Origin of the sequence: Streptomyces atriruber (assembly GCF_001418325.1) — a bacterium.
GTDB classification, from domain to species: domain Bacteria; phylum Actinomycetota; class Actinomycetes; order Streptomycetales; family Streptomycetaceae; genus Streptomyces; species Streptomyces atriruber.
Genome location: NZ_LIPN01000136.1, coordinates 1 through 14,561 on the forward strand (window position 1 = coordinate 1; position 14,561 = coordinate 14,561).

The following is a 14,561-nucleotide window of genomic DNA, read 5'->3' on the forward strand; positions in this document are numbered from 1 at the left end:
GGTCACGGCAGACTGTTGGGTGTGGGTGGGCATGATGAGGCAACTCCCGTACGTACGCGTGTATCTGTGTATGTATGCGGATGGCGGTCGAGGAGGCGGACATGACGCGCAGCCGTGCGCAGGACCCGAACGTGTGCGGTGTGACCGCCGCGATCGCCGTGATCGACGGCAAGTGGAAGACGGCGCTGCTCTGGCCCCTGGAAAGCGGCCCGTGCCGCCCCGGCGAGATGCTCCGGCTCCTGCCGGGGCTCACGGAGAAGGTGCTGACCCAGGCGCTGCGCGAGATGGAGGCGGACGGCCTCGTGCACCGGGAGGTGTACGACGTGAGGCCGTTGAAGACCGTCTACTCCCTCACGGACTTCGGCCGTGACCTCTGTGCGGCACTGGCCCCGCTGTCGGACTGGGGCCACCGGCGTCTGGACAGGATGGCGGAGGACCGGGACGAGTCCTCGTCGCCCGCAGCGTCTTGACGCATCGTCGTCCCGTCCCCCTTCCTGTCGTCGTCCGCGGTGCCGTGCTCCCCGCTGCACCACCAGGTTCTCCGCTGTGCGGCCCGCAGCCAAGTACCCACTTAAAAGTGGCTATCGGTGGGGTGGTGCGTCAGACGCCGACGTACTCCGCGAGGTGCTCGCCCGTGAGCGTCGAGCGCGCCGCGACGAGCTCCGCGGGCGTGCCCTCGAAGACGACCTTGCCGCCGTCGTGGCCCGCCCCGGGGCCGAGGTCGATGATCCAGTCGGCGTGCGCCATGACCGCCTGGTGGTGCTCGATGACGATGACCGACTTGCCCGCGTCGACGAGCCGGTCGAGGAGGCCGAGGAGCTGCTCGACGTCGGCGAGGTGGAGGCCGGTGGTCGGCTCGTCGAGGACGTAGACACCGCCCTTGTCGGCCATGTGCGTGGCCAGCTTGAGCCGCTGCCGCTCGCCTCCGGAGAGCGTGGTGAGCGGCTGGCCGAGGCTGAGGTAGCCGAGGCCGACGTCCGCCAGGCGGCGCAGGATGCGGTGGGCCGCGGGCGTCTGCGCCGCGCCGTCGCCGAAGAACTCCTCGGCCTCGTCCACGGACATCGCGAGGACCTCGCTGATGTCACGGCCGCCGAGGTGGTATTCCAGGACCGACGCCTGGTACCGCCTGCCCTCGCAGTCCTCGCACGGCGTGTCGACGCTCGCCATCATGCCGAGGTCGGTGTAGATGACCCCGGCGCCGTTGCAACTCGGGCAGGCGCCCTCGGAGTTGGCGCTGAAGAGCGCGGGCTTCACGTCGTTGGCCTTGGCGAAGGCCTTGCGGATCGGGTCGAGCAGGCCGGTGTACGTCGCGGGGTTGCTCCGCCGCGAGCCGCGGATCGGGGTCTGGTCGACCGCCACCACGCCCGCGTCGGCGGGCATCGACTTGTGCACCAGCGAGCTCTTGCCGGAACCGGCGACGCCGGTGACGACGGTGAGCACGCCGAGCGGGACGTCGACGTCGACCCCGCGCAGGTTGTGCGCGGTCGCGCCGCGGATCTCCAGCGCGCCGGTGGGCTCGCGCACCGTCTCCTTGAGCGTGGACCGGTCGTCGAAGTGGCGGCCGGTGACGGTGCCCGAGGCCCGCAGCCCCGCCACGGTGCCCTCGAAGCAGACGGTGCCGCCCGCTGTCCCCGCGCCCGGACCGAGGTCGACGACGTGGTCGGCGATCACGATGGTCTCCGGCTTGTGCTCCACGACGAGCACGGTGTTGCCCTTGTCCCGCAGGCGCAGCAGCAGGTCGTTCATCCGCCGGATGTCGTGGGGGTGCAGGCCGATGGTGGGCTCGTCGAAGACGTACGTGACGTCGGTGAGCGAGGAGCCGAGGTGGCGGATCATCTTGACGCGCTGCGCCTCACCGCCCGACAGGGTGGCCGCGGGCCGGTCCAGCGCGAGATAGCCGAGCCCGATCTCCACGAACGAGTCGAGGGTCTGCTGCAGCGCGGTGAGCAGCGGCGCCACCGAGTCGTACGCACTCTTCGCCGCGCCCGGCGACGACTCGCGCAGGCCGCGGATCCAGTCGGCCAGGTCCCGGATCTCCATCGCGCAGAGGTCGGCGATGCTCTTCCGCTTGATCTTCGAGGAGCGGGCTCCCTCGCTGAGCCGGGTGCCGTCGCACTCGGGGCAGGTGGTGAAGGTGACCGCGCGCTCCACGAACGCCCGGATGTGCGGCTGCATCGACTCCTTGTCCTTGGCCAGGAACGACTTCTGGATCTTGGGGATCAGCCCTTCATAGGTGAGGTTCACGCCGTTGACCTTCACCTTGACCGCGTCCCCGTAGAGGAAGTCCCGCAGCTCCTTCTTCGAGTACTCACGGATCGGCTTGTCCGGGTCGACGAAGCCCGACTGGGCGTACACCTGCACGGTCCACTGGCTGTCCGACTTCCAGCCGGGGATGGTGAACGCGCCCTCGGCCAGCGACTTGGAGTCGTCGTACAGCTGCGTGAGGTCGATGTCGGAGACGGTGCCCCGGCCCTCGCAGTGCGTGCACATGCCGCCGGTGCGCTGGTACGTCGCCTTCTGCGCCGCGGTCTTGTTGCCGCGCTCCACGGTGATCGCGCCGGTCGCCCGGACCGACGCGGTGTTGAAGGAGTACGCGCCGGGCGGGCCGATGTGCGGCTTGCCGAGCCGGCTGAAGAGGATGCGCAGCATCGCGTTGGCGTCGGTGGCGGTGCCGACCGTGGAGCGGGGGTCGCCGCCCATCCGCTGCTGGCCGACGGTGATCGCGGTGGTGAGGCCGTCGAGCACGTCGACCTCGGGGCGTGCCTGGTTCGGCATGAAGCCCTGCACGAAGGCGCTGTACGTCTCGTTGATGAGCCGCTGGGACTCCGCGGCGATCGTGTCGAACACCAGCGAGCTCTTGCCCGAGCCGGAGACCCCGGTGAACACCGTCAGACGGCGCTTCGGGATCTCGATGCTGACGTCCTTGAGGTTGTTCTCGCGGGCACCGTGCACGCGGATCAGGTCGTGGCTGTCGGCGGCGTGCGTCCTGGGCTTGCTCATCGTTGTCTCCGCGGGGCAGCGAGTCCCGTACGTGGTGCCGTACGGGAAGGAGTTGGCGTGAAAGCAGTGCTCTTGGTCACGCTAGCCGGGGGGTCTGACAACCGCGTCCCGACGCAGGCCCGAGGGGGAGAGCAGGGGGAGAGGCCCAGGAAAGGGAGGGGGAAACACGAAAGGCAAGGAGGGAAACCCACTCCTTGCCACTCTTAACTTATAGCGCACAGGGGGCCTTGCGGCAAGGCCCCGGTCGCCCTGCACAATCTCCCCTCCGAGCTCGTCGAACAGGGGATTCTCATGGCTGACGTAATCATCGCCGGCGGCGGACCGACCGGCCTGATGATGGCCGCCGAACTGCGGCTGCAGGGCGTGGACGTCCTCATCCTCGAGAAGGAGACGGAGCCGACCAAGCAGTCTCGTGCGCAGGGCCTGCACGTGCGCAGCATCGAGGTGATGGACCAGCGCGGTCTGCTGGCGCGCTTCGAGGCGGAGGGCCGGCGGATCAGGGCCGGTGGCTTCTTCGCGGGCCTGGCCAAGGAGTGGCCGGAGCGGATGGACACCGCGCATTCGTACGTGCTCGCCATTCCGCAGCAGGTCACCGAGCGGCTGCTGGCCGAGCACGCGGCCGAACTGGGCGTCGAGGTCAGGCGCGGCTGTGAGGTGGCCGGTCTCGACCAGGACGACGACGGGGTGACGGTCGAACTGGCCGACGGCACGCGGCTGCGCTCGCGCTACCTCGTCGGCTGCGACGGCGGCCGCAGCGCGGTGCGCAAGCTGCTCGGCGTCGGCTTCCCGGGGGAGCCCAGCAAGGTCGAGACGCTGCTGGGCGAGATGGAGATGACCGTGTCGCCCGAGGAGCTCGCGGAGGTGGTCGCCGAGGTCCGCAAGACGCAGCTGCGGTTCGGCGCGATGCCGCTCGGCGACGGGGCGTACCGCGTCATCGTGCCCGCCGACGGCGTCGCGGAGGACCGGGCGACCCCGCCGACCCTGGCGGACTTCCAGCAGCAGCTGCGGGCGTTCGCGGGCACCGACTTCGGTGTGCACTCGCCGCGCTGGCTCTCCCGTTTCGGCGACGCCACCCGGCTCGCCGAGCGCTACCGGGTCGGCCGCGTGCTGCTGGCCGGGGACGCGGCGCACATCCACCCGCCGACCGGCGGACAGGGGCTCAACCTCGGGCTCCAGGACGCGTTCAACCTCGGCTGGAAGCTGGCCGCCACGGTCAACGGGTGGGCGCCGGACGCCCTCCTCGACAGCTACGAGGCGGAGCGGCACCCGGTGGCCGCCGAGGTGCTGGACAACACGCGCGCGCAGATGCAGCTGATGTCGGTCGAGCCGGGGGCCCAGGCGGTGCGCCGGCTGATGTCGGAGCTGATCGACTTCGAGGAGGTGAACCGGCACCTGATCGAGAAGATCACGGGGATCGGCGTCCGGTACGACTTCGGCGGGGGCCACGGGCTGCTCGGCCGCCGGATGCGGGACGTGGGCCTGAAGCGGGGCCGCCTCTTCGAGCTGATGCACGGCGGCCGCGGGCTGCTGCTCGACCAGACGGGCCGGCTCTCGGTCGCGGGCTGGGAGGACCGGGTCGACCACGTCGTCGACGTCAGCGAGGAGCTGGACGTGCCCGCGGTGCTGCTGCGTCCGGACGGGCACGTGGCGTGGGTCGGCGACGACCGGCAGGAGCTGCTCGGGCAGCTGCCCACGTGGTTCGGCAAGGCCGCCGACCGAGCCGCCGACTGAGGCGCCGGCGGGGTGTCGGGGCCCCGCGTCGTCAGGGCGCGGGACGCGAGGCCAGGACGCAGAACTCGTGGTCCTCCGGGTCGGTCAGGCACTTCCACGGGACGTCGCCCTGGCCGAGGTCGAGGTCGGTGGCGCCGAGGGCGCGCAGCCGGGCCACCTCCGTCTCCTGGTCCTCACCGGCGTACGCCATGAGGTCGATGTGGACGCGGTCCGGCGCGGTCTTCCCGCCGGGCACGCGGAGGAACTCGAGGTACGGGCCGACGCCCTTGGGGGACCGCAGCACCGCCTTGTCGTCGGTCACCTCGTGCACGGTCAAGTCCGTTCCCCCGCCCCAGAACCGCGCCATGGCCCGCGGGTCCTCGCAGTCGACCACGATGGCGGCGACCGGCCCGGTGTCCCGGTAGATCTCCCGGGGCTCCAGCACGCAGAACTCGTTGCCCTCCGGGTCGGCGAGGACCACCCACGGGACGTCGCCCTGGCCCACGTCGACGGGTGTCGCGCCGAGACCCTCCAGGCGGGCGACCAACTCCGCCTGATGGGCGAGGGAGGTGGTGGCGAGGTCGAGGTGCACCCGGTTCTTCGCCCTGGTCTTGCCCTCCGGGACGATGACCACGTCGACGCAGAGGGCGGACGCGTCCGGCCAGACGAAGTCGCCGCCGGGTTCGACGTTGGTGACACCGGGCCCCTCGCTGGACACGCCCCAGCCGAGCGCCCCGGCCCAGAAGTCGCCGACGGCCTCGTTGTCCAGGGCCTTGATGTTCACGTTCACCGGTCGCAGAGCCATGTGGGCGACCCTATGCACGCCGCCAGAAGAGATCCATGGCTTTCCGCGGCTTTGTGGATCAACTTCCCCGGGCGCACCGGAAATCGGATGCGGTGGTCCTGTGCGGTGGTGTGTGATCGGGCCCATGACGATCGTGCTGGGAAGGCCAGGAGGCGACGGGCTGGGCGAGGCCGTGGACGCGCTGCGGGAATGGCAGTACGACGGGGCGCCGATGCAGCTGCATCCGGGGGACCTGGGCTGGTTCTGGAGGTCGGGCGCGGAGGCGACCGCCGCGGCGGTCAGGACGTGGCGCAGGGACGGCCGGATCCTCGCCGTCGGACTGCTGGACGGCCCCGACACGCTGCGGCTGACGATCGCGCCGGACGCCCACGGGGACGAGGAGCTGGCACGGCGGCTGGTGGCCGACGCGACCGGCCCGGAGCGTGGCGTGCTGCCCGAGGGGAGGGCGAACATCGAGACGCCCATGGGCGCCCTGGTCCACGACCTGCTGGGCGAGGCCGGCTGGCCCATGGACGACCCCTGGACGCCGCTGCGCCGCGACCTCACCGGCCCGGTGGGGGACCCGGGTCTGCGGATCGAGGCGATCGGGCCGGAGCGGGCGCACGTGCACGTCGCCGTGCTCGGGGCGGCGTTCGACGGGTCGAGGTTCACGGTCGAGCGCTGGCACGCGATGGCGGCCGGACTGCCGTACGCCGACGCCCGGTGTCTGGTCGCGTACGACGACCGGGACGACGCGGTGGCGGCGGTGACCGTGTGGTCGGCCGGTCCTGGCAGGCCCGGGTTGCTCGAACCGATGGGCGTGCACCGGGACCACCGCCGTCGCGGGTACGGCGAGGCGATCAGCGTCGCCGCGGCGGCCGCACTCCAGGAACTGGGCTCGTCGAGCGCGCTCGTCTGCACCCCGAGCTCGAACACGGCCGCCGTCGCCACGTACGAGTCGGCCGGCTTCGAACGGCGCCCCGAGATGCGGGACCGGTACCGGGGGGCCTAGGCGCCGGTCCGTGGGTCCGCGGGGCCCGGGAAGCGTCCACTCGGCGGCGAGCCGGCGGATGGTTGCCTCGTCGTCGCTGCCGTCCCGGCCGAAGTACACGTACAGCACGTGCCCTTCGTGTCCTGCCAGGTCGAACGTCTCGTACTCCGGGCTCAGCAGGCCGACTCCCGGCACCTGCAGCTGCTTTGCGCCGTGGATGCGGTCGTAGACGTCGTGGGTGTCCCACGGGGCCCGAAGGGTGCCGCCGCTGTCGCGCATGCTGGCGATGAAGTCATCGAGTCGGCCGCGCCGGGCGGCGGAGTCCGCCTACGTGGTGCGCCTGCTGCACGAGACGCTCGCCGAGGACGGCGCGCACGTGGCCCAGCTCACCGTGCAGGTCGCCGACCCGTGCCGGCCGCACCCGTTGCCCAGTGGCGTAGCGCACTTTTGCAAGCAGCCGCTTGCAAAAGTTAGCAAGGATGCTGCACCATCGAGGCATGGCATCGCTCCACGTCGGCAACCTCGGTGAGTACCTGCGCGAACAGCGGCGCAGTGCGCAGCTCTCGCTGCGGCAGCTCGCCGATGCCGCCGGGGTGTCCAATCCGTATCTGAGCCAGATCGAGCGCGGCCTGCGCAAGCCGAGCGCCGAGGTTCTGCAGCAGGTCGCCAAGGCCCTGCGGATCTCCGCCGAGACGCTGTACGTGCGGGCCGGGATCCTCGACGAGAAGGAGCGGGACGAGCTGGAGACGCGCGCCGTCATCCTCGCCGACCCCTCCATCAACGAGCGCCAGAAGCAGGTGCTGTTGCAGATCTACGAGTCGTTCCGCAAGGAGAACGGCTTCGAGACGTCGTCGTACGAGGACCTCGCGGAGCACTCCGACGCGGCCGACGGCCGTGATGCCGACCCGAAGCAGACACCGTGATCAAGCGCGTCGACGCGCTGACCCGCACATCGACGCACTGAACGCACTGACCCGCAAGCCGAATGCGCTCAACGCGCTGAGCAAGCCGACGCGAATCCGGGAGGACCCTCGTCATGGCCATCACCGATGACCTGCGCAAGACCCTGAGCAACCCCACCCCCGCGTACTTCGTCGCCGGGTCCGCGGACCTCGCCTTCCAGCAGGCGAAGAAGGTCCCGGGCCTCGTCGAGCAGCTGATCGCCGAGGCGCCGTCCCGCTTCGACGCGGTGCGCAACACCGACCCGAAGGCCGTCCAGGACAAGGCCGGTGCCCGCGCCAAGGAGGCGCAGGAGGCCATCCAGGCCAAGGTCACCGAGGTGCTCGGCTCGATCGACACCGACCTGAAGAAGCTCGGCGAGAGCGCCCAGGACCTCGCGCTGCGCGGTGTCGGCGTGGCCGCCGAGCTCGCGGTCAAGGCGCGCGAGAAGTACGACGAGGTCGCCGAGCACGGTGAGCAGGCCGTGAAGTCGTGGCGCGGCGAGGCCGCCGAGGAGATCCTCGACCTGGCCGAGACGGTCGAGCCCGACGAGGAGCCGGCGCAGCCCAAGACGGCGCAGTCCGCCGCTCCCAAGAGCGCTGCCGCCGCCCCGGCGAAGAAGCCGGCCGCCAAGAAGGCCCCGGCCAAGAAGACGACCGCGAAGAAGACCACGCCGCCCGCCAAGTAGCACGCGGTGTGCGGGGGCGGGCACTCACGGAGTGTCCGCCCCGTTGACGACGTAGCGGGTACCGTTGCCGCGTAATCGATGAGCCGAGACTGGTGGTGGACGTTGTGCTGATGCAAGGGTTCGCGAACTTCATGTGGCTGCTGTCGCTGGCCCTGATCGTCTTCAGCGGATTCGCGCTCATCGACGCCGCCGTCCGGCGCGAGGACGCCTATCGCGCGGCGGACAAGAAGACCAAGCCGTTCTGGCTGATCATTCTCGGCATCGCCTTCGTGGTGAACCTGCTCTTCCCGATCCTGTCGTTCCTGCCGATCATCGGCCTCGTCGCCACCATCGTGTACATGGTCGACGTGCGCCCCGCGATCCGGCAGATCACGGGCGGCGGCGGCCGCCGCGGCGGCTCCAGCAGCGACGGGCCGTACGGGCCGTACAACGGCGGCCGGTAGCCCCCGGCCGGGACTCAGCGGGCCCCGGGCGTCCGGTCCAGGAGCAGTACCGCCACGTCGTCCGTCAGGTCCCCGCCGTTGAGGTCGCGCACCTCGTTCACGGCCGCCTCCAGCAGCTCGTCCCCCTGCAGCCCCGCGGCGATCTGGCGGCGGACCATCTCCACCATGCCCTCCTGCCCCAGGCGCTGATTGCCCTGGCCGATGCGGCCCTCGATCAGGCCGTCCGTGTAGAGCATCAGGCTCCACTTGCCGCCCAGCTCCACCTGGCGGCGCGGCCAGCGGGCACGCGGCAGGAGGCCCAGCGCGGGGCCGCCGTCCTCGTACGGAAGAAGCTCGGCCGGCCGCCCCTCGCGCGCGATCAGCGGCGACGGGTGCCCGGCGAGGCAGAGACCGGCCCTGCGGCCGTCGGGGGCGATGTCGACCGTGCAGAGCGTCGCGAAGATCTCGTCGTCCGCGCGCTCGTGCTCCAGGACCTTCTGCAGCGTGGAGAGCAGCTCGTCGCCGCACAGGCCCGCGAAGGTCAGCGCGCGCCAGGCGATGCGCAGCTCCACGCCGAGCGCCGCCTCGTCGGGGCCGTGGCCGCAGACGTCGCCGATCATGACGTGCACGGAGCCGTCGGGCGTGCGCACGGTGTCGTAGAAGTCGCCGCCGAGCAGCGCGCGGGACCTGCCCGGCCGGTAGCGGGCGGCGAAGCGCAGCGGTGAGCCCTCCAGGAGCGGTGTCGGCAGCAGGCCGCGCTCCAGGCGGGCGTTCTCCTGGGCGCGCAGGCGCGACTCCGTCAGCTGGCGCTGGGCGGCGTCGGCGCGCTTGCGCTCGACCGCGTACCGGATGGCGCGGCTCAGCAGCCGGGCGTCCAGCTCGTCCCGGAAGAGGTAGTCCTGGGCGCCGACGCGCACGGCCTCGGCGCCGCGCTCGGAGTCGTCGTTCGCGGTGAGCGCGAGGACGGCGTGCCGGGGCGCGAGGCGCAGCACGTGCTTGAGGGCGACGAGCTCGTCCTCGTCGCCTTCGGCGGTGCCGGGGGCCGGCAGGGCGAGGTCGAGCAGGATGCAGTGCACGTCGTCCGTGAGCAGCCGCTCGGCCTCGGTGAGGTTGCGGGCGGTGCGGATGCGGATGGGCTTGCCCGCGGAGTCGAGGAGCTCGGGAACGCTGAGCGATCCCGCGGGGTCGTCCTCGATCACCAGCAGGCTGAGTCCGGAGCCGTTGCTGCTGATGCTGTTGTTGTAGCCGGTGGTGCTGTTGGTGCTGCTGCCTTCGTGGGCGGGCGCCGTCGAGTCGTGCGGGGGCGCCGCATGAGCCTGACCGCCTTCCGCGGCCGGGATCGCTCTCTGCCGCGGTATGGGTACGGGCATCGTTTGGTTCCTTCCCTCCCCCCGAGGGCATGGTGCCGCGCAGGTCGACGCGGCACCGACGGGGACCATAGCGGTAGCCGCGCCTCCATTGGAATGGCGCACGGCGAACGGCCACCGTCATATGCCGCATCCAGGAACGCAATTGGGCACGGCACGGTCCCGCGGGGGATGACGAACATCACGCCGTGAGGGTTGAGCGGGCCGTCCCGGCGTGCGCTGGGTCACACGGGCGCCGGTCGGGCAGGGACGGGGCGGTCCGGTCCGCGGGGCGGGGGAGGGCGCGGCTACTTGTCGGGGCGTACGACTCCGAGTATCTGCATCGAGCCCGCGCCCGTGATCGTCACGTTCCGGCCCGGACGCGGTGCGTGGACGATCGCGCCGTCGCCCAGGTACATCCCCACGTGGCTCGCGTCCGAGTGGTAAATGATCAGGTCACCGGGGCGCATGTTCTTGATGTCGACGCGCGGCAGCTGCTTCCACTGCTCCTGCGACGTCCGCGGAATGCCCCGCCCGGCGGACGCCCAGGCCTTGGAGGTGAGCCCCGAGCAGTCGTACGAACCCGGGCCCTCGGCGCCCCATACGTACGGCTTGCCGATCTGGGAGGTGGCGAACTCGATGGCCTTCTTGCCCCGGGCCGACGCCTTGCCGTCGATGTCCTTCAGGACGCCGGAACTCACCCACGCCGACTGCTTCTTGAGGGCGGCCGCCTCCTCCAGCTTCCGCAGCCGCTCCTGCTCCTTCTTCTCCAGCGTCGACTCGATCTTCTCGGCGGCCGCGATCTTCTTCTTGATCTTCTTCTTCGCGGCCGCCTTCGACTTGCGGCTGGCTTCCAGCTTCGTCCAGCGGGCGGTGGCGTCCTCCGCATAGACCCGCAGGTCGTCCTGCGTTCTCTCCAGCTCGGTCAGCATGCCCTTGGTGGCCTTCTCGCCCTGCCGCATGCGCCTCGCGCCGTCCAGGAACTGGCCCGGGTCGTCGCTGAGCATCAGCTGGGCCTCGGACGGCATGCCCCCGCCGCGATACTGCGCACGGGCCGCGGCGCCCGCGCGGGCCTTCAGCTTCTTGAGCTTCGCCTGGCCCTTGGCGATGTCCTTGGCCAGCTGCACGATCTGCTCGGACTGCTTGTCGGCCTTCTCCTCGGCCGCGTTGTACGCATCCGTGGCCACGCCCGCGTCGTGGTAGAGATCGTCGATCTCCTTGCGGACCTCTTCGAGGGACTTGTCCGTGCGGGGTGTGGGGTCGGCGGGGGCACTCGCCGGGCTCGCGAAGGCCGTCCCCGGTGCGGTCAGCACCGTCGCCGCGCAGATCAGCGCCACGGCCGTCGCCGTCGAGTATCGCTTGCCAGTCACGCTCCGCCACCCCCAAAGCTGATTTACCGTCAGTAACTTCCGGTCGTCATCGGGATCGTGCCATGTCAGCGCTCGATAGGACAGAGCCCGACACCAACTCTGATCCCTCGCCCGCCCCATGTGACGTACGGCATGCGGGGATCGTTCCCGTGTCGTCCCGTTCACCCGACCATCTCCGGGTGACGTCCGGGTGGCCCCGAAGTGGCCTCGGGGTTCACCCCGACCGGGGCGCCAACGCCGCCCAGCGAACCGTCACTTCGCCCTGCCGCCACCGTGACACCCCGTCAAGGACCGGCCAGTCGGCGGTCAGGTCCCGCACCGTCCTGATCCACCGCTGGCGCGCTCCGTACGAGGCGTAGGGCGCGGCGGCCGCCCAGGCCCGGTCGAAGTCGCGCAGGAACGCGTGCACGGGCTCGCCCGGCACGTTCCGGTGGATCAGCGCCTTCGGCAGCCGCTCGGCCAGGTCGGAGGGCTGCTCCAGGGAGCCGAGCCGCGTCGCGAAGGTCACCGTGCGCGGACCTTCGGGCCCGAGCGCGACCCACACGTGCCGCCGCCCGATCTCGTCGCAGGTGCCCTCGACGAGCAGCCCGCCGGGGGAGAGGCGGGCGCGGAGCCGCTCCCAGACGGCGGCGACCTGCTCCTCGTCGTACTGCCGCAGGACGTTCGCGGCGCGGATCAGGACCGGCCGCGCGCCGGGCGAACCCGCTCCGGGCGGCCCCGCCAGCGGGACCTCGAAGCCGCCGTGCCGGAAGGTGAGGCCCTCGCGCGCGTAGGGCGCGGCGGCCGCGACGCGCGCCGGATCGATCTCGATGCCGACGACACGCGCGCGTGGGGCGACGGTACGCAGCCTGAGGAGCAGTTCGACGGCGGTCCAGGGGGAGGCGCCGTAACCGAGGTCGACGGCGACGGGGTCCGCGGCGCGGCGCAGCGCCGCGCCGTGGACGGCCGCGATCCAGCGGTCCATGCGGCGCAGCCGGTTCGGATTCGTGGTCCCGCGCGTCACCGTTCCCACGGGGCGGGAAGAGGTGCGTGGGGCCATGGGAGAAGGGTATGCGGGGATGGCAGTTGAGGGAGGCAGCGTAATGCTTTGGTAAAAACGGACAGGTTGGAAATGGAGCAGCGGGCTCCGGTGTTCTCCCTCTGGAGGAACGTACGCCCTCCTCTGAGTCATGCCCGTAGCCATGCACGTACGCAAGGAGGACCGCCACGTGAGCCAGTACGTGTCCAGGCTCGGGCGTCGCTCCCCGGCGGCACCCCCGAGGCTCCGCATTCCCGGCATCTCCGGCATTCCCGGCGCGCAGCGCCGTCCGCGCCGCGTGGCGATGCTGAGCGTGCACACCTCGCCCCTGCACCAGCCCGGCACGGGCGACGCGGGCGGCATGAACGTCTACATCGTCGAGCTCGCCAAGCGCCTCGCCGCGATCAACATCGAGGTCGAGATCTTCACGCGCGCCACCACCGGCGGGCTCCCGCCCGCCGTGGAACTGGCGCCCGGCATCCTCGTGCGCCACGTCGACGCGGGCCCCTACGAAGGGCTCGCCAAGGAAGAGCTGCCGGCCCAGCTCTGCGCCTTCACACACGGCGTGATGCAGGCCTGGGCGGGCCACCGGCCCGGCTACTACGACCTGGTCCACTCCCACTACTGGCTCTCCGGCCACGTCGGCTGGCTCGCGGCCGAACGCTGGGGCGTGCCGCTCGTGCACGCCATGCACACCATGGCGAAGGTCAAGAACGCGGCGCTCGCCACCGGCGACACCCCCGAGCCCGCCGCCCGCGTCATCGGCGAGACCCAGATCGTCCGGGCCGCCGACCGCCTCATCGCCAACACCTCCGAAGAGGCCGACGAGCTCGTACGCCACTACGAAGCCGACCCCGGCAAGGTCGCCGTCGTCCACCCCGGCGTGAACCTCGAACGGTTCCGCCCCGCCGACGGCCGCGCCGCCGCCCGGCACCGCCTGGGCCTGCCGCAGGACGCCCTCGTGCCGCTCTTCGCGGGCCGCATCCAGCCCCTGAAGGCCCCCGACCTGCTGCTCCGTGCCGTCGCCGTCCTGCTGGACGAGCGTCCGGCGCTGCGCTCGAACATCGTCGTCCCCATAGTCGGCGGCCCGAGCGGCAGCGGCCTCGCGAAGCCCGAGGGGCTGCAGAAGCTGGCCGCGAAGCTGGGGATCGCGGACGTCGTCCGCTTCCAGCCGCCGGTCGGCCAGGAGCAGCTGGCGGACTGGTTCCGGGCGGCCTCGGTCCTGGTGATGCCCTCCTACAGCGAGTCCTTCGGCCTCGTCGCCATCGAGGCGCAGGCCGCGGGCACGCCGGTCCTCGCCGCCTCGGTGGGCGGCCTGCCCGTCGCGGTGCGCGACGAGGTCACCGGATTCCTGATCTCCGGCCACGACCCGGCGCACTACGCGCGCGTGCTGCGCGATTTCGCCGATCATCCACAGCTTGTGGACCGCATGGGGGAGGCCGCCGCCTCGCACGCGCAGTCCTTCGGCTGGGACACGGCGGCGTCGGCCACGGCGGACGTCTACACCGCGGCGATGCACGACTTCCGCACCGCGCACCGTCACGTACGCTCGCACCATGGCTGAGCGGGCGGCGGGACGGGCTGAACAGGAAGAACGGGCCGAGCAGGAAGAACGGGCCGAGCGGGCGGGCCCCACGGCGGTCATCGAGCGGACGCTGGACGACGCCGAGCTCGAATGGGAGGCCCCGGAGCCCGGTTCGTACGTGGTGAAGCTGCCGGGCACCCGGAAGCTCTCCACGACGCTCTCGCTGCGCGTCGGCAACCACTCCCTCTCGCTGAACGCCTTCGTGATCCGCCATCCCGACGAGAACCACGAAGCGGTGCACCGCTGGCTCCTGGAGCGGAACCTCCGCCTCTACGGCATCAGTTACGCGATCGACTCGCTCGGCGACATCTACCTCGCGGGCAAGCTGCCGCTCGCCGCGGTCACCCCGGCCGAACTGGACCGCCTCCTCGGCGCGGTCCTCTCCGCCTCGGACGACTCCTTCAACACGCTCCTGGAGCTGGGATTCGCGTCGGCGATCCGCAAGGAGTACGAGTGGCGGGTCTCCCGGGGCGAGTCCACGCGGAACCTCGATGCGTTCACACATCTGACTCAGCCGCGGATCTGACTCAGCCACGCGGCCGAGGAACGCGCTTCGCCGGGCGCCCACACCCTTCCGCCAGACGCACGCCCGTGCCATGCTCTCGTCCGTCGCAGACGTGAACCTCGTTCACATCCATGGATGGCGGAAGGTGGCGGCACATGGCGTACCCCAGCAGACGTGGCGTACTCGGCGGCGCGATAGCCGTG

Annotated in this window: 13 protein-coding genes and 1 pseudogene; 8 read left to right on the forward strand and 6 right to left on the reverse strand. The window is 71.3% G+C overall.

What is annotated here, in order from left to right:
- The first annotated feature begins 101 nt into the window (after positions 1-101).
- Positions 102-470, forward strand: coding sequence for a winged helix-turn-helix transcriptional regulator (locus tag AOK03_RS15810; RefSeq protein WP_055565905.1), 369 nt, complete (start codon positions 102-104; stop codon positions 468-470).
- A 130-nt stretch (positions 471-600) separates the two neighbouring features.
- On the opposite strand, the gene AOK03_RS15815 is transcribed toward AOK03_RS15810, so the two are convergent.
- Entirely contained in the window at positions 601-3,000 is a 2,400-nt protein-coding gene (locus AOK03_RS15815; protein WP_055565897.1) for an ATP-binding cassette domain-containing protein, read from the reverse strand.
- Positions 3,001-3,291: 291 nt separating this feature from the next.
- On the opposite strand from AOK03_RS15815, the gene rox reads away from it, so the two are divergent.
- Positions 3,292-4,731, forward strand: coding sequence for a rifampin monooxygenase (gene rox / locus AOK03_RS15820; RefSeq protein ID WP_055565898.1), 1,440 nt, complete (start codon positions 3,292-3,294; stop codon positions 4,729-4,731).
- A gap of 31 nt (positions 4,732-4,762) precedes the next feature.
- Here the strand turns inward: rox and AOK03_RS15825 are convergent, their stop codons facing one another.
- A complete protein-coding gene (locus AOK03_RS15825) occupies positions 4,763-5,515 on the reverse strand; it encodes a VOC family protein (RefSeq protein WP_055565899.1) in 753 nt (250 codons plus the stop codon).
- A gap of 124 nt (positions 5,516-5,639) precedes the next feature.
- Here AOK03_RS15825 and AOK03_RS15830 point away from each other — a divergent pair, with 124 nt between their 5' ends.
- Positions 5,640-6,506, forward strand: coding sequence for a GNAT family N-acetyltransferase (locus AOK03_RS15830; protein ID WP_055565906.1), 867 nt, complete (start codon positions 5,640-5,642; stop codon positions 6,504-6,506).
- A 60-nt stretch (positions 6,507-6,566) separates the two neighbouring features.
- On the opposite strand, the pseudogene AOK03_RS45180 reads toward AOK03_RS15830, so the two are convergent.
- Positions 6,567-6,779, reverse strand: a pseudogene (locus tag AOK03_RS45180) (MmyB family transcriptional regulator); the annotation flags it as partial.
- Between the two features lie 203 nt (positions 6,780-6,982).
- Between AOK03_RS45180 and AOK03_RS15835 the strand changes: the two are divergent.
- The 3 genes from AOK03_RS15835 (at position 6,983) to AOK03_RS15845 (ending at position 8,555) form a co-directional block, all read left to right on the forward strand.
- A complete protein-coding gene (locus AOK03_RS15835; protein WP_055565900.1) occupies positions 6,983-7,408 on the forward strand; it encodes a helix-turn-helix domain-containing protein in 426 nt (141 codons plus the stop codon).
- Positions 7,409-7,521: 113 nt separating this feature from the next.
- Complete coding sequence (locus AOK03_RS15840; protein ID WP_055565901.1) at positions 7,522-8,112, forward strand: hypothetical protein; 591 nt, start codon at positions 7,522-7,524, stop codon at positions 8,110-8,112.
- A 110-nt stretch (positions 8,113-8,222) separates the two neighbouring features.
- Complete coding sequence (locus tag AOK03_RS15845) at positions 8,223-8,555, forward strand: DUF2516 family protein (RefSeq protein WP_208609543.1); 333 nt, start codon at positions 8,223-8,225, stop codon at positions 8,553-8,555.
- A gap of 14 nt (positions 8,556-8,569) precedes the next feature.
- On the opposite strand, the gene AOK03_RS15850 is transcribed toward AOK03_RS15845, so the two are convergent.
- The 3 genes from AOK03_RS15850 to AOK03_RS15860 form a co-directional block, all read right to left on the reverse strand.
- Entirely contained in the window at positions 8,570-9,904 is a 1,335-nt protein-coding gene (locus AOK03_RS15850) for a PP2C family protein-serine/threonine phosphatase (RefSeq protein WP_055565902.1), read from the reverse strand.
- 284 nt (positions 9,905-10,188) lie between these two features.
- Entirely contained in the window at positions 10,189-11,250 is a 1,062-nt protein-coding gene (locus tag AOK03_RS15855) for a C40 family peptidase (protein ID WP_055565903.1), read from the reverse strand.
- Positions 11,251-11,464: 214 nt separating this feature from the next.
- Positions 11,465-12,289: an SAM-dependent methyltransferase gene (locus AOK03_RS15860; RefSeq protein ID WP_079074746.1), complete on the reverse strand. Its 825-nt coding sequence runs from the start codon at positions 12,287-12,289 to the stop codon at positions 11,465-11,467.
- 169 nt (positions 12,290-12,458) lie between these two features.
- Between AOK03_RS15860 and mshA the strand changes: the two genes are divergently transcribed.
- Both mshA and AOK03_RS15870 read left to right on the forward strand, forming a co-directional pair.
- Positions 12,459-13,832 carry a D-inositol-3-phosphate glycosyltransferase gene (gene mshA, locus AOK03_RS15865; RefSeq protein ID WP_055565908.1) on the forward strand — a complete coding sequence of 458 codons (1,374 nt, stop codon included), beginning with the start codon at positions 12,459-12,461 and terminating at the stop codon, positions 13,830-13,832.
- Positions 13,825-14,379 (forward strand): type III secretion system chaperone family protein, encoded by a 555-nt coding sequence (locus AOK03_RS15870; protein ID WP_079074747.1) that lies wholly within the window; start codon positions 13,825-13,827, stop codon positions 14,377-14,379. Before mshA ends, AOK03_RS15870 begins: the two co-directional genes overlap by 8 nt.
- Positions 14,380-14,561 lie beyond the last annotated feature (182 nt).

Coding starts and splice junctions, on each gene's coding strand:
- AOK03_RS15810 (WP_055565905.1), top strand. CDS start 102: ATGACGCGCAGCCGTGCGCAGGACCCGAACGTGTGCGGTGTGACCGCC.
- AOK03_RS15815 (WP_055565897.1), bottom strand. CDS start 3,000: ATGAGCAAGCCCAGGACGCACGCCGCCGACAGCCACGACCTGATCCGC.
- rox (WP_055565898.1), top strand. CDS start 3,292: ATGGCTGACGTAATCATCGCCGGCGGCGGACCGACCGGCCTGATGATG.
- AOK03_RS15825 (WP_055565899.1), bottom strand. CDS start 5,515: ATGGCTCTGCGACCGGTGAACGTGAACATCAAGGCCCTGGACAACGAG.
- AOK03_RS15830 (WP_055565906.1), top strand. CDS start 5,640: ATGACGATCGTGCTGGGAAGGCCAGGAGGCGACGGGCTGGGCGAGGCC.
- AOK03_RS15835 (WP_055565900.1), top strand. CDS start 6,983: ATGGCATCGCTCCACGTCGGCAACCTCGGTGAGTACCTGCGCGAACAG.
- AOK03_RS15840 (WP_055565901.1), top strand. CDS start 7,522: ATGGCCATCACCGATGACCTGCGCAAGACCCTGAGCAACCCCACCCCC.
- AOK03_RS15845 (WP_208609543.1), top strand. CDS start 8,223: ATGCAAGGGTTCGCGAACTTCATGTGGCTGCTGTCGCTGGCCCTGATC.
- AOK03_RS15850 (WP_055565902.1), bottom strand. CDS start 9,904: ATGCCCGTACCCATACCGCGGCAGAGAGCGATCCCGGCCGCGGAAGGC.
- AOK03_RS15860 (WP_079074746.1), bottom strand. CDS start 12,289: ATGGCCCCACGCACCTCTTCCCGCCCCGTGGGAACGGTGACGCGCGGG.
- AOK03_RS15870 (WP_079074747.1), top strand. CDS start 13,825: ATGGCTGAGCGGGCGGCGGGACGGGCTGAACAGGAAGAACGGGCCGAG.